At 45.8% G+C, this 21,535-nt stretch carries 22 protein-coding genes; 16 read left to right on the plus strand and 6 right to left on the minus strand.

Annotated features, from left to right (window positions below; translation table 11 throughout):
- Together COV52_02375 and COV52_02380 are read right to left on the minus strand one after the other, a co-directional pair.
- Window positions 1-777: hypothetical protein (locus COV52_02375; protein PIR11626.1), on the minus strand; the 777-nt coding region annotated here is incomplete at its 3' end.
- Window positions 774-1,409: a hypothetical protein gene (locus tag COV52_02380; protein PIR11627.1), complete on the minus strand. Its 636-nt coding sequence runs from the start codon at window positions 1,407-1,409 to the stop codon at window positions 774-776. The genes COV52_02375 and COV52_02380, both read right to left, overlap by 4 nt.
- Window positions 1,410-1,706: 297 nt before the next feature.
- Here COV52_02380 and COV52_02385 point away from each other — a divergent pair, with 297 nt between their 5' ends.
- On the plus strand, window positions 1,707-1,934 hold the full coding sequence (locus tag COV52_02385) for a hypothetical protein (protein PIR11628.1): 228 nt from the start codon (window positions 1,707-1,709) through the stop codon (window positions 1,932-1,934).
- A gap of 390 nt (window positions 1,935-2,324) precedes the next feature.
- On the plus strand, window positions 2,325-3,470 hold the full coding sequence (locus COV52_02390) for an ATPase (protein ID PIR11629.1): 1,146 nt from the start codon (window positions 2,325-2,327) through the stop codon (window positions 3,468-3,470).
- Between the two features lie 242 nt (window positions 3,471-3,712).
- Here the strand turns inward: COV52_02390 and COV52_02395 are convergent, their stop codons facing one another.
- Entirely contained in the window at window positions 3,713-4,609 is an 897-nt protein-coding gene (locus tag COV52_02395; GenBank protein ID PIR11630.1) for an aminoglycoside resistance protein, read from the minus strand.
- A 357-nt stretch (window positions 4,610-4,966) separates the two neighbouring features.
- On the opposite strand from COV52_02395, the gene COV52_02400 reads away from it, so the two are divergent.
- On the plus strand, window positions 4,967-5,995 hold the full coding sequence (locus COV52_02400; protein PIR11631.1) for a choloylglycine hydrolase: 1,029 nt from the start codon (window positions 4,967-4,969) through the stop codon (window positions 5,993-5,995).
- Between the two features lie 49 nt (window positions 5,996-6,044).
- Here COV52_02400 and COV52_02405 read toward each other — a convergent pair whose 3' ends face one another.
- The gene (locus COV52_02405; GenBank protein ID PIR11632.1) at window positions 6,045-6,491 is read right to left on the minus strand and encodes a glyoxalase; all 447 of its coding nucleotides are present in this window, start codon (window positions 6,489-6,491) and stop codon (window positions 6,045-6,047) included.
- Between the two features lie 239 nt (window positions 6,492-6,730).
- A complete protein-coding gene (locus COV52_02410; GenBank protein PIR11633.1) occupies window positions 6,731-7,672 on the minus strand; it encodes a hypothetical protein in 942 nt (313 codons plus the stop codon).
- Window positions 7,673-7,680: 8 nt separating this feature from the next.
- Between COV52_02410 and COV52_02415 the strand changes: the two genes are divergently transcribed.
- The 7 genes from COV52_02415 to COV52_02445 all read left to right on the plus strand — a co-directional run bounded on the left by COV52_02415 (window position 7,681) and on the right by COV52_02445 (window position 11,892).
- Window positions 7,681-8,061 carry a carboxymuconolactone decarboxylase gene (locus COV52_02415; GenBank protein PIR11634.1) on the plus strand — a complete coding sequence of 127 codons (381 nt, stop codon included), beginning with the start codon at window positions 7,681-7,683 and terminating at the stop codon, window positions 8,059-8,061.
- Window positions 7,974-8,324, plus strand: a complete 351-nt coding sequence (locus COV52_02420; GenBank protein ID PIR11635.1) for a GTP cyclohydrolase — start codon at window positions 7,974-7,976, stop codon at window positions 8,322-8,324. The genes COV52_02415 and COV52_02420 overlap by 88 nt, the downstream gene beginning before the upstream one ends.
- A gap of 59 nt (window positions 8,325-8,383) precedes the next feature.
- Entirely contained in the window at window positions 8,384-8,908 is a 525-nt protein-coding gene (locus tag COV52_02425) for a thioesterase (GenBank protein ID PIR11636.1), read from the plus strand.
- Window positions 8,909-9,043: 135 nt separating this feature from the next.
- Window positions 9,044-9,508 (plus strand): hypothetical protein, encoded by a 465-nt coding sequence (locus COV52_02430; protein ID PIR11637.1) that lies wholly within the window; start codon window positions 9,044-9,046, stop codon window positions 9,506-9,508.
- Window positions 9,509-9,669: 161 nt separating this feature from the next.
- On the plus strand, window positions 9,670-10,032 hold the full coding sequence (locus tag COV52_02435) for a ferredoxin (GenBank protein ID PIR11638.1): 363 nt from the start codon (window positions 9,670-9,672) through the stop codon (window positions 10,030-10,032).
- Window positions 10,029-10,667, plus strand: coding sequence for a tRNA (adenosine(37)-N6)-threonylcarbamoyltransferase complex dimerization subunit type 1 TsaB (gene tsaB, locus COV52_02440; protein ID PIR11639.1), 639 nt, complete (start codon window positions 10,029-10,031; stop codon window positions 10,665-10,667). Before COV52_02435 ends, tsaB begins: the two co-directional genes overlap by 4 nt.
- A 4-nt stretch (window positions 10,668-10,671) precedes the next feature.
- Entirely contained in the window at window positions 10,672-11,892 is a 1,221-nt protein-coding gene (locus COV52_02445; protein ID PIR11640.1) for an MFS transporter, read from the plus strand.
- Here COV52_02445 and COV52_02450 read toward each other — a convergent pair.
- On the minus strand, window positions 11,889-12,734 hold the full coding sequence (locus tag COV52_02450) for a tRNA 2-thiocytidine(32) synthetase TtcA (protein ID PIR11641.1): 846 nt from the start codon (window positions 12,732-12,734) through the stop codon (window positions 11,889-11,891). The two genes, COV52_02445 and COV52_02450, sit on opposite strands and share 4 nt — an antisense overlap.
- A gap of 122 nt (window positions 12,735-12,856) precedes the next feature.
- On the opposite strand from COV52_02450, the gene COV52_02455 reads away from it, so the two are divergent.
- The 6 genes from COV52_02455 to COV52_02480 all read left to right on the plus strand — a co-directional run bounded on the left by COV52_02455 (window position 12,857) and on the right by COV52_02480 (window position 21,531).
- Window positions 12,857-17,716: an NAD-glutamate dehydrogenase gene (locus COV52_02455; protein PIR11642.1), complete on the plus strand. Its 4,860-nt coding sequence runs from the start codon at window positions 12,857-12,859 to the stop codon at window positions 17,714-17,716.
- On the plus strand, window positions 17,713-18,714 hold the full coding sequence (locus COV52_02460; protein ID PIR11643.1) for an aspartate-semialdehyde dehydrogenase: 1,002 nt from the start codon (window positions 17,713-17,715) through the stop codon (window positions 18,712-18,714). The genes COV52_02455 and COV52_02460 overlap by 4 nt, the downstream gene beginning before the upstream one ends.
- A 3-nt stretch (window positions 18,715-18,717) precedes the next feature.
- Complete coding sequence (locus tag COV52_02465) at window positions 18,718-19,161, plus strand: hypothetical protein (GenBank protein PIR11644.1); 444 nt, start codon at window positions 18,718-18,720, stop codon at window positions 19,159-19,161.
- 138 nt (window positions 19,162-19,299) lie between these two features.
- A complete protein-coding gene (locus tag COV52_02470) occupies window positions 19,300-19,788 on the plus strand; it encodes a hypothetical protein (GenBank protein PIR11645.1) in 489 nt (162 codons plus the stop codon).
- A 103-nt stretch (window positions 19,789-19,891) separates the two neighbouring features.
- Window positions 19,892-20,749, plus strand: coding sequence for a hypothetical protein (locus COV52_02475; protein PIR11646.1), 858 nt, complete (start codon window positions 19,892-19,894; stop codon window positions 20,747-20,749).
- A complete protein-coding gene (locus COV52_02480; protein PIR11647.1) occupies window positions 20,746-21,531 on the plus strand; it encodes a tRNA pseudouridine(38-40) synthase TruA in 786 nt (261 codons plus the stop codon). The genes COV52_02475 and COV52_02480 overlap by 4 nt, the downstream gene beginning before the upstream one ends.
- Window positions 21,532-21,535: the final 4 nt, after the last annotated feature.

Raw genomic sequence — 21,535 nt, forward strand, 5'->3', positions numbered from 1 at the left:
TGGCAAGAATGGCTTCACATCGTTTGCAACGGCTGGCCAGTTTAAGGATTCAATTTTTTTAGAAAGCGCATTGCTTAGCCATTCCTGTGAAATGTTAAGCACCTGCTCTTGGTAAGGGCCGTATTGCTTAAGCGCATTTTTTAAAAAGGTATAATTTGGCTGAATTTTTTGTTGGATATACCAAGTGAAGTCAAACCAGTCTCTTCCTTTAATGTATTTTCTGCATAATAATGCATGGCATTTGCCAGCAAATAAGCTAGGTAAATCCTGCGTAATAACGGGCAAAGGGTAGGGGTAGTCCAAAACATGCGTTTCAGGAATTGATCCTGCTGGCGGATTAGTATCTATTTCTAATTTAATATTGATGGTCTGTGTATCGGAACGCGTTCTTTCATAATGCAGGTTTAATACTTTCCCAAAAGAGTTCTCTTTGAGAAAGGCTTTTTTTACCGTATCAGAAGCTTTAGCTCGATCGGTGACAGATAGCGACAAACCGAAAGCTTCAAATTCTGTTTTAATGGCCGCTAAATAGGGTTCCCATTTAAATGATTGATTAGGTGTATTAAGAATGAAGTCGAGGTCTTCAGAAAATCTTTTTAAGCCATGAATAATGCGAAGACAAGTTCCCCCCTGAAATAGGGCGTGTTTAAAGAAGCCAGCACGTGCAAGGCCTGCTAAAGCCACTTCTTGGCTAATTTCTTTAAGGGCATTGAGTTCAGCTTGCTTCGTCTCGATGGTATAAGTCTTAAGTCGATCGTTAATAATGTCTAGTGTCATTTTTTTAGTTCCTTAAAAAAAATCTGCAAAGTTTGTCTTGTAAATTTGTGAGGATATAGGTTGCTGAGTTCAGCCAACAAACCTAGTTTATGGTTTTTAATACACGCTTCTTCAATACGTAAATCAAACATCAAGTCGTTGATTGATTCCCACCTTTTTTTTCGGCAGTAAATCATGTCCGCAATGGCTTTCCAAGGATCAGCCATTAGGTATCTTGTATTTTCTTCTTTTGTATAAGCAACACCTAGCTTAAATGAGTCATTCGGAATTTTTTCGAAGCTAAATTCTCCGACTGGTGTGTTAAATGATTTACTTTGTTTAATTGTGGCGCTACAAGTGGTAGAGACTCTTTCGGGAATCCAGTTGTGATAACTCAATGCGGATTCAAAGCTAATGTAAGAGGGGCCATAAATAAGCTGGGCTAATTCAAACATATTGATCATTGGTTTATTGGTAATATTACGAATGAGGTAATAGTCTCGTCTAAGTCGCTGAAGATAACCTTCATGTACCGCTCGTTTGATAACAGCTCTTCTGGCATCTTCAGTACCCATTAGCATGGCTTTCAACTCGGTGCCAGAGATGAAGCAGTGAGGCCAATTGATGAGTTGCTGAAGTAGTTTTGAGTTCATATAAATCTCAATATTTATAAGATAATGTCATTATGTGACATTATTTAATAAATATCAAGTGTAGGTGGGAAAATGGTGTTGCGGGACTTTTGAGGGAGCCGGTTGCAGTTTGTTGCGGTCAAATGCGGATTTTCCTTTATCGTCACGGGTTAAAAAATATTTAAAAATCAAGAGGTTATCAGCCCTCTGTTTTTTAAAAGACCGACTTACAATCCCTCGAGTGAATAACTCGTGCCGGTTCGAGTCCGGCCCCGGGCACCATTTCTTTTATTAATCAATAGAGGCTCTTTCCCAAATGTGGGGGCACATTCCTCAACCACACAATACGAATCGGCTTTGTTTTTGCACGAGTTTCTTCTTCTCTATAAACACATTGGCCATAATAAGCTTGCGCCGAGCAAGGTTATTAAGAGGTTTTTAAAGGTTTCTTTGTTAAAGAATGTTTCTATAGAAAAAGCCCCGGAAGAGCTAAAGTCCCTGGCCTTGTATGTTAAGGGGCTTGAGGATTTTTCTCAGGGCAAATAGTTAAATAGCTTTTTGTTATTGCTCGCATATCGCCAGATAGGGTTGTATTTTTTGGGCAGCATTTGTGCCGGTATTTTTAGTAAAAATTCATGCGATTTTTTACCGTCCAATTTCGATTAAGCCGCCGTCTGATCGCGATTAGAGTAGCGTCCAATTCTTATCGTAACTCCGTCCAATCCGTATTTGAAAAGTAGTCGGCTGGAGAATTAGTATTCGTATCTTATTGAATTTAATAAGTATATTTTATGACAAGCAGGGGGTGGGGAGGTTTTTGGCTCCTAGAGGCCATTGCAATTAGTGTGTATTTTTGATCTATTGGAGCCTAAAAACGCTGTATTTTAGCATTAGCAATACTAAAACACAGGATTATTGCTATTGAGAGTTTTGCCTATGTTTACGAGAAACCTGCAGAAACCTTTAACATTTAATAAAAGCTTTTTTTTGTTTGGGCCACGAGGCTCTGGCAAAACACAATGGTTAAAAAGCAATTTACCTGATGCCCTGTACTTTGATTTGCTGAAAGCAAAATGGCGCAATGTGTTTTTAGCTGATCCTGGTGAGTTGGAAAAATCGATTCCTAAAGATTTTAGCGGCTGGATTGTTTTAGATGAAGTTCAAAAGGTGCCGAGTATTTTGGATGAAGTGCATCGCTTGATTGAAACTTATGGATATAAATTTGTTTTAATAGGATCAAGTGCCAGAAAATTAAAACAAAAAGAGGTCAACTTATTAGCGGGTCGAGCGCGCACCTATCATCTGTACCCTTTAATTGCAGCTGAGTTGGGTGATGCATTCGACGCTAAAAAATATTTATCGGTAGGCGGCTTGCCGGAGGCATATTTGAGCGATGACCCAGATGAGTTCTTGCAGGGCTATATTTCAACCTATCTCTATGAGGAGATTTTGCAAGAAAGTTTGGTGCGTAATTTAGAAGGTTTTGCGCGATTTTTACAAAGTGCGAGTTTGGTTCAAGGTAATGTCTTGAATGTGTCAGATGTTGCGCGCGACTGTGCTGTTAAACAAAAAACGGTCGCAAATTATTTCTCACTGCTTGATGATTTGCTGATGAGCTTTCATTTGCCTGCATTCACTCGGCGTGCAAAACGTCGCTTGATTCAGCACCCTAAATTTTATTTGTTTGATGTCGGGGTTTATCGTGCTGTTCGTCCACGTGGGTTGCTCGATTCGCCAGAAGAGATTGATGGCGCTGCACTTGAAACGGTTTTCTTGCAACACATAAGGGCCATTAATGATTATTTTAGCCTTGCTTATCAAGTTAACTATTGGCGAACAAGTGACGGTAAAGAGGTGGACTTTGTTTTGTATGGTGAAAAAGGGTTTTTTGCTTTTGAAATAAAGCGTTCTTCTAAAATTAATCGTTCTGATTTAAGTGGTTTAAAAGCGTTTAAAAAAGACTATCCCGAAGCAAAATGTTATGTGGTTTATGGTGGCCATGAACAAGAATATAAAGATAATTTTACATTACTGCCTTTGGCTTATGCTCTAGAGAATTTGGTTGATATATTAAATGAATAGCAAAGCTGCCATTTATCGATTGTTCTTTCGGAGTTAGTGTTTGCCTTCGGGGTAATGTGATTTTTTAAAGTGTTTATAACCTGGCACGTTGTCAGGGGTGTGTTTCGTTGCTGTTTCTTCTGGCGCTTTGATAGGCTTCTTTATTTTCTCCATTGTCAACGAAGTAAAACAGGTTCGCCCGTTTGAAGTGCTCCTAAGTGATGTCGGCTGGGGCGTGATACCCCGCGACTTTTCTCTTTAAACTACCAATCAGTGATCTGCTTTAAATGACGCGCGCATTCGATGAACGGTTCAAAGCCGCTGCCCATATCGTCTGAGCGCCAAATCGCGGCTAATACGGCCTGAGAAAATGACCAGCCCCATAGGCGCTTTCTGTCAAAACCTGTGAGCTCAGCTAATACGTCCAAGCGTCTTGATAATATTTTTTTGGTGAGCAAGGTCGAGATGGGGTTTCGCATGAACGCGCCTACTTCATACGCACGTTCACCAATAACACCTTTGGGATCAATGGCCAGCCAGGGCTCGCGTGTTGCGGATAAGATGTTTTCATGGTGTAAATCACCGTGTAATAAAACCAGTTCGCCCATTGAGCCCAGCAACTCGTTACCGACTTTGCTAGCATGATCAATTAATGAAATATCCAATGGGCTTTTTTTGCCTTTGAATGGATGAGTGTGGCGCTTAAACCCTTCAAACCAATGGTTTACGGTAGGAAAGCCCTCTTTGTTGTTTGTCGGCTGGTGCAAGCTTGGCATCAGCAGAGCAAAAATCTTTGTGGCATCATCTTCATTGTCTAGTTTGTTAAGGCGGACTCCGGGCACCGCCTGTTCTAGTAAGACAGCGCCTAGTTCTTCATCGGCTTTCAGCAAACGTATGGCAGCTTTACCATCAAAATGCTTCAAGGCTAAGATCTCTGTGCTTAACTCATGATTCGGTACGTTGCATTTTAAAATTGCAGGCTCGTCATTGGCTAAGCGCACATTTAAAATGTAGTTGTAATTTAGGTGCGGGAATTCTGATTCGATAGAGAGCTGCCATTTTTCTGAGAGTAGGCTTAATAAGTTAGATAAAGAATCAAGCCAAAGCTGAGCCTTGTCGCCATGGATTTTTAGTAAGCTGTCTCTTAGCTTTGATTGCATGATCAGTAGTGCCGTCTCGGATCTTGTAAAGGTTTGTGGCGCTGCCTAAGCGTCTTGCTATTTCTTGAAGGGATTAAACTTTACTGGTTCAAAGCTTGGGTCGATGCCTTCTAGATTTTTCAAGATGATGGTGATCCACCAGGCGGGCAGGGCTAAGATGGCTTGGTAATAAGCCAGTGCTTTTGATAGGTTACTCATGATGATTTCCCAGGCTGAATTTTTTGAGCGCCCATTATAATGAACAACGCAGCAATTGCGAATAGCAGGCTAACGCTGGCACACAGGTTTATTGCTGTCGTTAAGTCTTTTTTTTGGGCATAATCGCTATGCAAATACTGTCACAAGGAGGTGGTTTTTATGAAAAAGTTTCGTTTATCTTGTTTGGCGCTGGCTGGTATCGGCTTGGCGGCCCTGTCATTTCAGTCGCAAGCCTGCAGTCGCTTTACGTACACGGGTCAAAATAACCTGGTCATCACCGGGCGATCCATGGATTGGATGAGCGATGTGCAGACCAATTTGTGGGCTTTACCGGCCGGTCTTCACCGCGTTGGCGCCACTGGCCCGCATCCGCTAAAGTGGACGTCACGCTATGGTAGTGTTGTGGCTGCTGTTTATGATATGGGCACCGCCGATGGTATGAATACTGCGGGGCTTGATGCCAATTTGTTGTATTTGGCTAACACGCAATTTCCCGCGAATAAGTCGGGCCTTCCTAATTTAGATGTGCTCAATTGGGTGCAGTACATGCTGGATAATTACGCCACGGTTGATCAGGCGGTAAAAGATTTTTCCAAGAAAAAATTTAATATGCTCGCGCCCATGTTGCCGGGTAATCATTACCCTTCTGTGCATTTGGCTCTGACGGATAAAAGCGGTGATAATGCGATTTTTGAGTATGTTCACGGCAAATTAATCATACATCATGGTAAGCAATACAAGGTTATGACCAATGAGCCGGACTATGATCAACAACTTGCTCTGAATGATTATTGGCAAAGCTTGAAAGGTAGTTTTTTGCCGGGCACCACGCGGCCTGAAGATCGCTATGTGCGCGCCAGTTATTATTTGGGTGAGGCGCCACAAACGAACAATACACAAATGGCCTTGGCAACGGTGTTTTCAATTATTCGCAATGTTTCAACCCCGTATGGTGCGCGCGCCTCAAAAGACCACCCGAATATTGCGCCAACTTTGTGGGTGAGCGTGGCAGATTTGAAAGACGGGGTGTACTACTTTCAAAATACAAACCGCCCGAATGTGTTCTGGGTCGATTTAAGCAAGTTGGATTTGAAGAAAGGCGCACCGGTTAAGAGGCTTGCTTTAGCCGGCGGTGAAGTCTATGCCGGCGATGCCAGTGATCAGTTTGTTGCGGCAAACAGTCAATAAGCCGTTGAGCTGAGCCGGCTGGGTAGCCCCGGCTGGCTTGCACGTATTGTCAGGCTTTATTCTTTTCTTCGTAGTAGGCTTTTGAGCGCTGGTCGAGCTCTTCTTTGCCCACGTCTTCAACGTGTGTCGCAATGCACCATTGAATGCCAAAGGGATCCTCAATGAGCGCATTTCGGTCGCCGTAAAATTGGTTTTTGGGCTCCATTAATGACTTTGCGCCACAGCTTAGCGCTTTTTCGTAGGCCGCATCCGTGTCATCAACATACAAGTAAAACAAATTAGACGGTGGCGCGGCATTTTCTTTAGAACCAATCATGAGGGTTGAATCATCGATTCTTACTTCGGCGTGGCCAATTTTACCGTCAGGATGGCGAACACACTCCGTATGCTGTGCCGCAAAAGCACGGCTTAAGAATTCTATATAAGGTTCGGCGTCTTCAACAACAATGTAGGGCGTGATCGTGTGATATTGGTCGGGTTTGGCCTTGATTGGCATGGTGATGCTTACTCCTTTAGTTGTTAGATAGGCAAGTATAACAACTTGCTTCAGAAATTAAATATTTCCTGCTTTCCTAGGCAACCTCCCTAAAGTCGTCGCTGGGCTGCAAAACAAGTAAAATCAGTAAAAATAGCTGAAGCTTCTCGTTAAATACGTTCAATATTCGCCTCAAACCTTCCAATGTTTTTGCTCGATTCTCTTGTTTTTCGCTCCTACCGAGACTTTAAGGAGGTTGCCTAGCCTTTCTGTAACGCGTTTTTTAATGTGTCCACAATGATTCGTATTTTTTTGTGATGACGTTTTTTTTCAGGGTAGAGGGCGTAAATGGCCATTGGATCTCGCCAGCTTGAGGGCAGTAGGGGTTTGAGTGTGCCACATTCGATAGCTTGAGCGACTGTAAAGCTTGGAAGATAAGCAATGCCAAGGCCTTGTTCTGCAAGACTTCTGAGTGCGGTACTACTGTTGATGCGAAGTCGACTGTTAACGGCCACGGTTTCATGCTTGAGCCGCCAGCAACCGGTGTGGTTGTCAGCATGATCCAATAGCACATGTTTTTCGAGTGCTTTGACTTGCCTGGGCGTGCCGTGTTGCTTTAAGTAAGTGGGCGCTGCACACAGTATGATTTGCCAATCGGCAATTTTTTCATAATAGGCATTGATGTCCGGTAGGGGGCCGCAGTGAATGACGATATCAAATTGGCTGCTGAGTAAATCGTGTAGATGATTGCCTTGGATAATTTCAATCGATAACCCGGGATAGTCATGGATGATGGGGGCCATTAGGCTTTCGGTAAAGCGATCTAAGATGGAGGCGGGTAAGCCAATTTTTAGATTCCCTTCTATGCGATTTTGTTTTTGCTGGATCGCGTCGAGTGCTTCTTTATGCAGTGAAAGCATCTCCAGTGCATACTGCTGAAAACTCTCGCCGTGTTCGCTTAAGCTTAAGTGGCGCGTGCTGCGAATCAGTAGCGTGACCTGAAATTCGTCTTCGAGCTCTTGAATGTGCCGTGTCACACTGGCCCGAGAAAGGTTGAGCTTTTTGGCGGCTTTGGCAAAACTGTGCTGCTCAACAACGGCAATAAAGGTTTTTAGCTTCTCAATCATTGTTTTGATATTCAGAATAAAGTTGTTCGATTTTGGTATATTATCATCAAAAAACAAAACAGTTAAGCTGCGCATGTCTTTTAATGATGAGGAGAAAGAAAATGAAAACACGTTTAGAAGCAGGTTATGAGCTGTTTAAACAATTACACGGTGCGCACGCAGGCGATGCCTTGGTCGCCGCGACCAGTGATATTTGCCCAGACTTTGCGGATATGAACGCTGAGATTGGTTTTGGGATGATTTTTAATCGCCCGAATTTGGATATTAAAACGCGCGAGTTGATTGTGATTTCGCTGTGCGCAGCTTTAGGTGATATGCCAGGGCAATTATGTGCACATATTGAAGCTGCGCTAAGCTGTGGTGCGACAAAAGATGAATGTGTGGAGGCTATCTTGCAGGTGAGCTTGTACGCCGGCTTTGCGCGAGTGAGCAATGCTCTGCGTGTGGCCAAGGAGGTGTTCTAATGTTCGTCGTTGAATTAACGTATAAACAATCGCTTGCATTGGTTGATCAATACATTGATGAGCACAAAGACTTTTTGGCAAAAGCGTTTTCGCAAGGTTTCTTGGTGGCGTCTGGGCCAAAGCCTGACCGTAGTGGTGGGGTGATTATTGTTGATATGGATGATCAGTTAGCGTGCAAAGACTGGGTGGAGCAAGATCCTTTTTATCTGGCTGACCTCATCGATTACCGCTTGATTGCTTTTACACCTTCAAGAAGGTCTTGATGTTTTGACAGTTTGGGCGGTAAGCTAGCGCTTATCGTCCACTGCCTGATTGATGAAACATGAATTTAATTTTCCGCTTGATCATTACTATTTTCCGTGCTTTTCTGTGCAAGAAAACCCCTGTATTACGTGCTGCAAGTTTGTATTTTCGTGTGTTACCCACGGATTGCGACATCAATTTTCACATGACTAACTCGCGTTATTTGTCGTTTCTCGATTTGGGCCGTATTTACTTGACGGGCACTAAGAAAAATCTCTTGCAAACGGTGTTTAAAGAGCGCTGGCAGCCGGTGGTGACAGGTGTGGATATTAAATATATTAAGGCCATCAAGCCGTTTGCAAAAGTGCGGCTGAAAACACGGCTGATGACCTGGGATGAGCGGAATATCTATATGGAACAGCGCTTTATTATTTGTGGTAAAACGCACGCCATTGCCTTGGTTCAGGGGGCTTTTATTAAGAAAGGACAGCGTGTGCCCATGCAAGACATTTTATCGCTGTGTGGCGAGCCAAACTTGCCGGCGCCTATCCCATCGATCGCTTTAAAGCATTGGTTGATGTTTCAGGCTGAGAGAAAACAATAGGGTCTGTTTACAATTCATTAAAATAAATTGTAAAGAGATCCTAGGCAGCTCTTTAAATCTTTTCTGGCTTTTGTTAAGGTGGCTTTCGGGTTAGCGAATAACCCGACATGTCTAAATCAACGAAAGGGAAGTGTGATGAAAAAATTAATTGCAATCATGACTATTTTGGTCGCGGGTGTTGTCTTGGCTGCCTGTAAAATGGGTGGTGATAAGCAAAGCCAAATTCCGGCTTCGCAGACTATGCCAGCAGCAACGCAATCACAAACGGCACCTGCAAATACGACTGCAATGGCAACGGCGCAACCTGCAGCCACAACGGCAACATCATCTTCGTCGGCTCAAGTGCCTCAAGGTGCGCAAGCCACTGTGCAGGCAGCGTCACCTGCAACGGCGATGCCGGCAACAACACAGCCTGCTCAAGCAGCGCAAACGACCACAATGCCTGCCGCGACACAAGCGACTCAAGCCACAGCTCAGCCTGCTAGCACGACGGGCGCTTCAGTGTCTGGCAGTCAGTCTTCGCAAACAGCGCAAGCCACAACGGGCTCGCCTGATAACGCGGACCAGGATGATCAAGATGATCAAGACCAGGATCACTAATTATCAGGTTTAACCGCCAATTAAGGTTGCTTGAAATAATTGTCATAGCCGCCGACTGCCTTGTGCATCGGCGGTTTTTTGCTATTTGAGCTATGTGGACTTTCCACTGTGAACCCGGCATAATCGCGTTTTTTTAATGACTAATGATTGAGTGAAGCGTCATGGCGTTTATCGTTTTAGAGTCCTGCATTAAATGTAAATACACTGATTGTGTTGAAGTTTGCCCGGTGGATTGCTTTTACGAAGGCCCCAATATGTTGGTGATCAACCCAGAAGAGTGTATTGATTGCGCTTTGTGCGAACCAGAGTGCCCCGTTGAGGCGATTGTCTCTGAAGATGATTTGCCAGAAAAATATCAGAAGTATGTGGATCTTAATCGGCGCCTATCTGAAAAATGGCCGAATATTACTGAGCGTAAAGATCCGCCTTCAGATGCTCACGATTGGGATGAAGTGAAAAACAAAATTCAATACCTTGAAGATGCTGGCTCAGAGCTTAGTGATCTCGGTATAGATCACGAATGAATCTATTAGCGCTGCACACTGCGTATCAAGACACTCTGGTTGTATTGAGCGTGAACGGCCAACAATTTTCTGCAAGCATTCATGAGCCACGCGAGCAAACGCGCCAGTTATTGCCTAAGGTTGATGGCTTGCTCAAGCAGGCCAATCTTTCTTTAACTTCGCTGGATGCTTTAGCCATGTCCCATGGGCCAGGCAGTTTTGTGGGTTTGCGTTTGGCGGCGTCTTTTTGCCAATCCATTGCGTATGCCTTGAAGCTGCCGATTGCGACATTCTCTACCTTGCAGTTGTTAGCGCAGGCGGCTTACCGCACCTATGGGGCTGAGGAAGTGGCGGTGTGTTTGAATGCGTATATGGGTGAGCTTTATGTTGGCCACTATAGGCAAAAGGCGGGTATTATGCAGCCGGTTCAGGCTGATTGTTTGCTTAAGCCACAAGACCTGCTGCTGCCAGATTGTCTGTGTGTGGGTAATGGGCTTGACACTTTGGATGAAAAAACACACAATGCACTTCCTATCACCATCCTAGCAGACGATCTTCTCAGTCTTGCGCAACAAGCGCCTAGAGTGTCTGCCAGTGATTTAAAGCTTTCTTATTTGCGTGGCCGTTCGGCTTGGCAAACTTCATTTAAGGAATAAAACAATGCAAAAAGACCGCTTGCTTGGCATGTTGCCTTTGTTCTTGGTCATAGCCATCGATAGTATGGGTCTTGGGATTTTGTTTCCCATTTTGAGCAGTATGTTTATTGATGTGCACTCAAGCTTTTTAGCCGCGAACACTTCAAGCTTTATGCGCGAGCTGCTCTATGGTGTGGTCATTGGTATTTACATGATTGCTTGGTTTTTTGGCGCGGCGATTCTGGGTGATATTTCTGATACCTTGGGTCGTAAAAAATCATTGCTGATTTGCCTGTTCGGTGCGGCGATTGGTTATGGCTTGTCGGGCCTTGCGTTTGTATTTCATAGCGTGGCCATCCTTATTGTTGGTCGTGTGATTGCAGGTTTCACAGCGGGTAGTCAGCCTATTGCGCAAGCGGCTGTGGTTGATATGAGCAGTGAAAAGCATAAGGCTAGAAACATCGGTTTGGTGTTGCTGGCGGTATCTTTGGGCTTTGTGCTGGGTCCTTTGCTCGGAGGGTTTTTCTCCGATACGAACTTGGTGTCATGGTTTCATTTCTCAACACCGATGTACGTCGCCGCTGTGTTGTCTTTGGCTAACATGGCTGTGCTCGCGCTATCATTTAAAGAAACACATATCAATACCGAACGTTTGCGTATACGCTTGCACTACGCGATTCAAATCTTTATTGAGGCGTTTAGACATAAAAAAATTCGTTACTTATCGTTAATCCTTTTGATTTTTATCTCGGGCTGGGGCGAATACTTTGGCTTCATTTCTCAATTTTTGTTGCGTGCCTATCATTACACGCCGTTGCGTGTCTCCTTGTTTATGGCGGTGATGGCTGTGGGCTTTAGTGTGGGGTTTGCTGTGATTGTCGATTGGTGTGCTAATCGTTTTGATATGCGCCGCACGATTTTGGTCATGTTGGTTTTGGCGAGTTTGTTTTCATTGCTGACGATTGTGTTGCCTTATCATCTTGCGGCGTGGGTGTTGACCTTTTTCATTGGTGTTACTGTCGCGACAGCCTATTCTTTGTTGATCACAGCGTTTTCAAATTTGGTCAGTGAGTCTGAGCAAGGTTGGGTCATGGGGGTGACGAATGCCATCATGGCGCTATCTTTTGGTGTGACTACGTTTTTCAGTGGCTTCGCTGCGAATATGTCGCCTGCCGCACCGATTTGGTGGGCTTTTGGTGGGATGCTGATCTCTGGTGGTTTGATGCTCTTTGCGCGCCTTACCTAATTTTCTGAAGGCGCGGGCTCGCGTTTCATGAACACCAAGGGAAACTCTGTGGCTTCGGCGGGTTGATCCTGCTTGGCTTCAAGCGTGTTGAAGTCCCAGAGTTTTTTGTCCATAAGTTGGCTTGGTTTGACGCTGCCCAGCGCATGCAAAATATTGCTTGGGATTTTGGGATTGTCTTTAGCAAGTGCTTTGACCAGGGCTGCGGTGCGCTGGCGGGCTAAATTTTCTTGTGAACCGCATAAGTTGCACGGAATAATCGGAAAGGCCATTAGCTTTGCAAATTCGGCGATATCGGCTTCTTGGCAATAAACCAGAGGGCGAATGACAATGTGGGACTGGTCGTCGCTTAAAAGTTTGGGTGGCATCGACTTGATTTCGCCATTGTAAAAAATCGACATCAGTAGGGTGTTGATTAAGTCATCGCGGTGATGGCCCAGGGCGATTTTGTTAAAGCCATGGTCTTTGGCATAACGATAGATGATGCCGCGGCGTAGGCGTGAACACAAAGAGCAGTAGGTTTTGTTCTCGGGTATTTTGTCAGTCACGATAGAGTAGGTGTCTTCACTGTGAATGACGTGTTCGATTTGGTGATTTTTCAGCCAACTTCTCAAGCCCTCATCGTGCCAGCCAGGTTGGCCTTGGTCTAGTGTGAAGGCGGTGATCTCAAAGCGAATTTTTGCCCGCAATTGAAGCTTACGGAGCAGCCAGAGCATGGTGTATGAGTCTTTGCCACCCGATAGGCAGACCAGAATGCGGTCTCCGTGCTGTATTAATGCGTAGTCGGCGATCGCTTTGCCGGTGTAGTGGAGCAGTTTTTTTTCAAGTTTTTCGATGTTAGCCATAGTTTTGTTTCAGTTATTGCGGGATTCAAAAAAAGCGACAAAACAGTCGCAAACTTTCAAAGGTATTATATAATAGACCGCATCTTAAAGATACGCTTTTACCCCTCAAACAAGGTGCCATCATGTCCTACCAACAAGAAAAACGTGTTCGACAGCTACTCACTCGTCTTGCAGGTCACATTAAAGAGCAGTTGCCGCCCAAAAAGGCCGAGCTGCTCATAGAGTACTCTAAACAGTATTTCTCCACAGTCGCGTATGAAGACTTGGCTGAGCGTAGTATTGACGATTTATACGGCGCAGTCTTATCGCATTTTGATCTTATGTTTCAGCGTGAGCAAAATGAAATTAAAGTCCATGCTTTTAATCCGTCTCAAGAAGAGCACGGTTGGAATTCCTCTCACACCGTGATCGAGATCGCTGTCGATGATGCCCCCTTTCTGGTGGATTCGGTGCGTATGGAAATCAACCGACGTGGTTTTTTGATTCATTTTATTATTCACATGGGCGGCATGAAAGTTCGCCGTAGTGCCAACCACCGCATTCAAGAAATTTTAGCGAAAGATTACCATGGTAAGGATTCTTTAATTGACGCGCCCATCTATTTAGAGGTGGATCGTCAAACGGACCCTGATGTTTTAAAAAGTCTGGAAGAGTCTCTGACGCGGGTTCTTAATGATGTTCAGATGGCTGTGGGTGATTGGCATACGATGCTCGAGCACTTGGATCAGTCTTTGATGGAGTTGGAGCAAAATCCGCCACCGTTAGACCCTGCTGAGGTGACTGAGTCCAAGGCTTTCTTGCGTTGGTTAAAAGAAAACTTCATTTTCTTTGGTTGTCGCGATTATTGCTTGGTTGAAGAAAACGGCAAAAAAGCCCTAGAGGCAGTGCCTGGTTTGGGTGTCGGTGTCTTGCGTGAGCATACCGAAAATCATCAGCGCCATTTGTCTGAAATGCCGCCTGAAGCGCGAAAGCTTGCCTTATCGCCACATATTTTGATTATTGCAAAAACCAATACGCGTTCAACGATTCATCGCGCAGCGTACACGGATTACATCGGGGTTAAGCGCTTTGATAAAGCCGGCAATATTATCGGCGAGCGTCGTTTTATTGGTTTGTACACCTCATCTGCGTACAACAGCAACCCTAAGCATATTCCATTTTTACGTTTAAAAGTGGCTAAAGTGCTTCAGCAATCGGGCCTGTCGCCGCATGGTCATGCCGGTAAAAACTTGCTGAATATTTTAGAAACCTTACCGCGCGATGATTTGTTTCAGGCAGTGGCGGATGAGCTTTTGCATTTGTCGATGGGTATTTTTCATTTGCAAGATCGTCAGCGTACCAAACTGTTTATGCGCAAAGACAGCTATGGTCGCTTTTACTCTTGTTTGGTCTACTTGCCGCGTGAAAGTTTCAACACGGCGCTGGTTCACCAAATGCGTGATATTTTGGGTGAGGCTTTAAGTGCCACGGAAGTCACGTTTACAACAACCTTTAGTGAGTCTGTCCTGGCTCGCGTTCATTTTATGATTCGCGTCAAAAAAGGGGCGGAGCTTGATGTTGATCCTGCAGTACTCGAGGCCAAGTTGGTTGAGGTTTCTCGCTCTTGGGTGGGCGATTTACACACGGCTTTGGTTGAACACTTTGGCGAGGCCAATGGCGTTGTTTTATTTAATAAGTATCGCCAAGCGTTTTCCGCCAGTTTCAGAGAGGCCTATAATCCTCGTACGGCTGTCTATGATATCGAGCATATTGAGCAGCTATCGGATGATAAGCCTTTGGGTATGCATTTCTATCGTCCTCCAGGTGAAGACGGAGCGGCGTTTTGTTTTAAAGTGTATCAGCGTTGCAGCACGATTCCCTTGTCTGATGCCTTGCCTATCTTGGAGAACATGGGTTTTCGAGTGATTGGCGAACAGCCGCATGAGGTTCGACTGCCTGGTGGTCTGAGTGTCTGGATTAATGATTTCAATATGGTGTTGAAGGTTGATAAAGCCTTCGATGTCCCCAGGGTTCGTAATAATTTCCAACGGGCATTTGCCGCTGTTTGGTTGGATCGTGCTGAGAATGATGCGTTTAACAATCTCGTCATTAATGCCAACATGAACTGGCGCACGGTGAACTTGTTCAGAGCCTATGCCCGCTATTTTAGGCAAGCAGGTACGAGTTTTTCGCAAGATTATTTAGCCCGCACCATGATGCTTAACGCAGATATCACTGAAATGCTAGGCCAGTATTTTGATCTGCGTTTCAACCCTGAGCTTAAGCGCAATGAGGATGCACTAGAACGTTTGGAAAAACGCATTTTAGAAGCGCTTGAAGGTGTAAGCAACTTAGATGAAGACAGAATTTTGCGTCGCTACTTGGCGGCGATTAAAGCCACGCTGAGAACCAACTTTTTTCAGAAGAATGCTGAAGGCCGTTTTTTATCGTATATCTGCTTTAAGTTCGATCCAAGCATCATGCCTGACCTGCCTCGTCCTTTGCCGATGTTTGAGATTTTCGTCTTCTCTACGCGCTTTGAAGGTGTGCATTTGCGCGGTGGTCGTGTTGCCCGTGGCGGCCTGCGTTGGTCGGATCGTCAGGAAGATTTCAGAACTGAAGTCTTGGGCTTGATGAAAGCGCAAAAGGTGAAAAATGCCCAGATTGTGCCAGAAGGGGCCAAGGGCGGTTTTGTGGCTAAGAAATTGCCGATGAATGGCACGCGTGATGAAATTCAGCGTGAGGGCGTGGCTTGCTACCGTCTATTTATTCGCGCGCTTTTGGATTTGACGGATAACTTGGTCGATCAAAAAGTCGTTCATCCTAAAGGGGTGGTTCGTTACGACGAAGACGATACCTATTTGGTGGTGGCTGCTGATAAGGGCACGGCCACATTCTCTGATATTGCCAATGAAATTTCAGTGGCGCATGGCTTTTGGCTGGGTGATGCTTTCGCTTCGGGCGGCGCAACCGGTTATGACCATAAAAAAATGGGTATTACGGCTCGCGGTGCTTGGGAGTCGGTTAAGCGCCATTTTCGTGAAATGGGGATGGATTGCCAGCATGAAGACTTTACCGCGGTGGGTATTGGTGACATGGCGGGTGACGTGTTTGGTAATGGTATGTTGTGCTCTAAGCACACGCGCCTGATCGCCGCCTTTAACCACATGCACATCTTTTTGGATCCTAACCCAGATGCTGCGACGAGCTATGAAGAGCGCAAGCGTTTATTTAATCTGCCGCGCTCAAGCTGGGAAGATTATAATGCTGAGCTTATCTCCAAAGGCGGCGGTGTTTTTAATCGCGCCGCGAAAGTGATTCACCTGTCCGATGAAATCAAAGAAGCGTTAGATATTCGAAAAGACAGCATGGTGCCTAATGAGTTGATTCAAGCGATACTCAAAGCGCCGGTCGATCTTTTGTGGAATGGCGGCATTGGTACCTACGTTAAAGCTTCGCATGAGGCGCATGTGGATGTGGGTGATCGCGCCAATGATGGCTTGCGTATCAACGCTGCAAGCCTTCGTTGCAAGGTTGTGGCTGAGGGCGGTAATCTTGGTTTCACTCAGGCGGCGCGCGTAGAGTATGCTTTAAATGATGGCCGTATCTATACTGATTTTATTGATAATTCTGCTGGCGTTGACTGCTCTGATCATGAGGTGAACATCAAGATTTTGCTTAACCAAGTGGTGGCGGCTGGCGATATGAGCATGGAGCAGCGCAATGAGCTTTTAGCGTCTATGACTAAAGAAGTGGGCGAGCTCGTACTCAAAGATAATTACATGCAAACGCTGGCGATCAGCTACGCCATGAACCGTGTGAGGACTAATTTTGATCTTTACTCGCGTTATTTGTCAGGTTTGGTTCATTCGAAAAAGATCGATTTGGCTTTGGAGGGCTTGCCCGATTCAAAAGCCTTGAGTCGCCGGCAAGCTGAAGGTAAATCGTTTGTCGCGCCAGAGTTGGCGGTATTACTTTCCTATTGTAAGACCTTGCTCAAGGCTGAAATCCTGGGCTCTAAATTGCCGGAAGATGATTACCTTTCCCAAATTCTTGAGGCTGAGTTTCCCGCCATTTTGCGTGAACGCTGTGGCGACCACATGAAACAGCATAGCTTACGCCGTGAAATCATTGCCACTCAATTGGTGAATACGGTGGTCAATGAAATGGGTGTGACGTTCGTCAATCGTCTGCGTGAAGAGACAGGCTCTTCGGTTTCGCAAGTGGTGCGTGCCTTTACTGTGGCTCTCGTGGTCTTTGATAAGCCGAGCATGATGGACGAAATCTTTAAGCTTGATTTAAAAGTCACGACCCAGGTGCAGTTTATTTTGATGCAAAAACTCAATCAATTGGTGCGCCGTGCCACACGTTGGTTGTTGCGTAACCGCCGTGGCATCATGGACATTAAGGCTATGACGGAGCAATTCGCGGAACCCGTGCAGGTGTTGTCTGGCAATTTGACTAAGTTTTTGCCACAGAAAGATCGCGATTTGCTTAAAAAACGTATCGATAAACTCATTGATTCAGGTGTGCCAAAATCGGTGGCGCATAAGTTTGCAACCTGTACGTATCAATTTGCGGCTTTGGACATTGTTGAAGCCGCTAAAGCCTGCAAGCAGCCCTTGGAAGACGTGGCGCGCATGTACTTCGAGGTGGGCAATGTTTTTGACTTGAACTGGTTCCGTGATCGCTTATTAGAATACGAAACCAATAATCAATGGCAAGCCTTGGCCCGCTCAGCGTTTCGTGATGAGCTGGATACGTATCAACGTATGTTGGCCGTGAACATTATTCGCAAAATGCCCTCTGATGATATGAAAGCTGAAGATGTGATCGCGTTATGGGTAGAGGCCAACAGCCGTGTGGCCAAGCGCTGGCAGTATCGGATTGAGGCGATGCGAGCAGCGAATGTTGTTGAGCCAGTGATGTTTTCTGTTTGCTTGCGTGATTTGTTTGATTTGGCGCAGTCAAATCGCCGCATCACGTTGAGTAAAGTCGAATGAGTTTGCGTTTAGCGGTGGTTGGCGCAACCGGGCTGGTGGGTGAAACCCTGCTGGATATTTTGGGCTCGCGGAAAGCTTTGCCTGAAGCTTTATACCTGGTGGCCAGCCAGCAATCAGCGGGCGAGATTTTGGATGTCGGCAATAAACCTTTTGAGGTTCAAAGCCTCGAAGATTTTGATTTTAGCTTGGTCGATGTGGCGATTTTTTCGGCGGGTGAAGCCGTTGCTAAGCAATATGCGTCCAAGGCGATCAAGGCGGGCTGCACGGTGATCGATAACTCCAGCGCTTTTCGCTACGATGATGATGTGCCTTTGGTGATTCCTGAGGTCAATGGCGAACGTCTAAAAACGATTGTCCGACCATGTGTGATCGCCAACCCTAACTGTTCAACTATTCAAATGCTCATGGCGATTCACCCTTTGCGTGCGCTTGCCAAACTTGAGCGTATTGATGTGGCCACGTATCAATCGGTCAGCGGGGCAGGGCGTGATGCGCTCAATGAATTGGTGATGGAAACGCGTGCCTTGTTAAATATGCAGTCTTACACGCGAAAAGTTTTTCCTAAGCAAATTGCCTTTAATATGATTCCGCATATTGATGCGTTTCAAGACAATGGCTATACGCGCGAAGAAATGAAAATGGTTTGGGAAACCCGCAAGATTTTTGCGGATGAAACCATTGAAGTTAATCCTACCGCGGTGAGGGTGCCGGCGTTTTATGGTCACGCCGAAGTGCTGCACTTGCGATTCGCATCTCCCGTTAGCGCTGAGCTTGCCACTGAGCGATTGAAAAAAGCACTGGGCGTCAAGGTGCTCGATCGCCGAAAAGACGGCGGCTATCCTACACAAGTGGGTGACGCATCTGGCAGCGATGACGTTTTTGTGGGCCGTATCCGCAATGATTTAAATAACCCTTGCGGTTTAAATTTATGGGTGGTGGCCGATAATCTTCGCAAAGGCGCCGCGCTCAATGCCCTTCAAATCGCCGAGAGGTTATAAACTGTGTTGCCAGAGAGACTATTTAAAGACGTTGTCTTACCCCCGCTTCTGCTTGCTTTTTGTTTTTCTGAAGTGGAGGTTTTCCTTCAAAGCGCCTTCGCTTCATTTGGTATGGGTTCTTCTGCACGAGTTCGCGCAAGTATGATCATTTTGTCTTTGCTTCAAGGGGCTATGTTTGGCGTGTCCTGGTTTAGCTGTTTAAGCTGCTTGAGTTTTGCGTTTGCGACCTTAATGAAAACGTTTCAGAACCCGGTGGCTCGCTCATTGTTGCAATCTACGATGTTCTTAGCAAACAGCAGGCCGCCGATGTTAGCGAGTATCGCAGTGGCGACCATAGCATTTCTCACGTATGCGGTCAGTTCTTTTTTAGGGCGTTTGCTCTTTGATCGTTGCTTTAGGTCAGCGCCGACATCACCCTCCCTGAGCGCCCCACGCCTTGCCGGGTAGATCTTGAGTTTTTTGAGCCGGCCCGTTTTTCGGCTTCGACTGAGATTTTTTACATAGGCGAAAATAACACTCTCTTAAGATTTCCTTAAGGTTACTTTCTTACAATAACAGCGTAGAACCTGAAAAGGTAAGAGAGAAATGGCAGTACAATCACAAAAAACAAGCTCAGCAGCTATCTTTGGTAAATTGTTGAAGGCTAGCGTTGCCGCTCCTGCGCCCAAATCAGTTGACGTTGATAGCGTTATTGGCATATCAGCTGTGCGTCCTAGGGCTTTCTTCGAGTCTGCTCCGGCGGCCCATGATAACGTACAGACAGTGAGCTTAGACTACTTGGCTGCCTTGTCTGATAATGGTGCTAAAGCATTGTCTGATGCTCAATTGAGCTTCGCCGCTGACTTGGCCTCAAATATTCATTTGACCCTTTCGCATCGTTTGCAAGCCATTGAGGCGAGCATCAAAGCGACAAACACTAACGAATTTCCTGAGCAGCAAGTAAGATTAGACGAATTGCGCCAGCGTGCCTTGGCCGCTAAAGAGCAGCTTGCCCTGGTCAGAGACGCTCAAGCTAAAATTCAAGCTCAGTCAGACCATAAAGCTGAAGCTAAGCATGTAGCGTCACCACGATAAACCAATCCAAGGATGATGATTTAAAGAAAGCCCGGCTCTGCCGGGTTTTTTTTATGCGGGCATTGGTATATGATGAGCCCCTTATTATCAAAGGGGTAGCTGCGTGTTAAAAGCATTGGTTTCAGCGATTTTGGTTGTCAGTGTGGCTGGTTTTGCTTGGGCCTTGGAGCCGGCGCATTTAAGCCAAGTCAGCCCATCATCAGCTGATCTTTCGTCTCAAGCGCAAAGCGCTTCTGCCGTATCGGATAACGCGGATGATCAAGCCCTTGAACAGCAATATCAACAATTGAGTGCTGACAAGCAAACTCTGCAGACCGAGCTTTCGCAGTATCAAGCACAGCACAATGCTGATGAAACCATGATCAGTGAGCTGCAAGCACAAAATCAAAACCTCACCCAGAGTATGAACAGCTTGCGCGCGACGATGTACCAGCTCACGACTCATTTGCAAGCGGCTCAAACATCGTTGGCCCAACAGGCCAGCCAACAAAGCTTGAGTCGCGAGAAATTACCGAGTTTCAAACGCAGTTTAATTGTGCAAACCCATCGCGCGGTGATTTGCGCCCAAGATCAAGATTGTACCTTGCGGCGTCATCTGGGCCTTAAAGATGAAGACAAACTACAGCCTGTGGAAGTGCAACAAATGCTAAACAGTCGTTATTTTATGCCGGTGACATTATCAGTATTGGTTTTTGTGGTTTTGCTGTTGGGTTTGATGACGCTGTTGGCCTGGCGTGATCGGCGTAAACAGTTTGAAAAAGGCAAAACGCTCTCGGCGTCTCAGTCAGACTATGAGGCGATGGCCGGTGAAAATTTAGCCGATACACGCTTGGATATGGCGCGTGCCTTGATTGAAATGGGCGAGAAGAAGGCGGCGATTGAAGCTTTAAATGAAGTGTTGGCCTGCGGTGATGAATCACAGCAAGCTGTGGCACAACGTTTGTTGGCTAAAGTGAAATGAAACGCTTTGCGCTCGCTTTAAATTACCTCGGTACAGAGTATAAGGGGTGGCAATCTCAACCGGGATTGTCAACTGTCCAGGGTGAGCTTGAGCGTGCATTGTCGTCTGTGGCCAACGAGCCAATCGCTGTTTTTTGTGCTGGTCGCACCGATGCCGGTGTGCATGCGGCTAAGCAGGTCGTGCACTTTGATACCACAGCAGAGCGTGATCTTTATAATTGGGTGTTAGGTGTCAACTCTAATTTACCCAAAGACATTGCAGTGAAATGGATGCAGCCTGTCGGTGAAGACTTTCACGCGCGTTTTTCAGCGACTGCCAGGCATTACCGTTATTTTTTATATCATCAGCGTAATCGGGATAGCTTATTGCAGGGGCGGGCGGCGCATCACTGTATGCCTTTAGATATTGCTAGTATGCAAACGGCGGCCGCATATTTTTTGGGTGAGCACGATTTTAGTTCGTTTCGCGCGATAGAGTGTCAAGCGAACACGACGGTACGCACCGTCAGCCGTATCGAATTAACAGCGCATAATAATCTTTTGTGTTTAGACATCAAAGCTAATGCTTTTTTGCATCACATGGTGCGTAATATCATGGGCACCTTGTTGGCAGTGGGCGCGGGTAAGGAAAAGCCCGAGTGGGTAAAGGATGTGATCGAAGCCAAGGATCGAACGGTCGCGGGTATAACCGCGCCGGCTGAAGGTCTGTACATGGTGGATATCGATTACCCTAAAGTGTTCGATTTTCCCAAGGATCCTTTGTTTCATTTGTTTAATACGTAGGCGT

Source organism: Gammaproteobacteria bacterium CG11_big_fil_rev_8_21_14_0_20_46_22 (genome assembly GCA_002796245.1).
Lineage (GTDB): Bacteria > Pseudomonadota > Gammaproteobacteria > UBA12402 > UBA12402 > 1-14-0-20-46-22.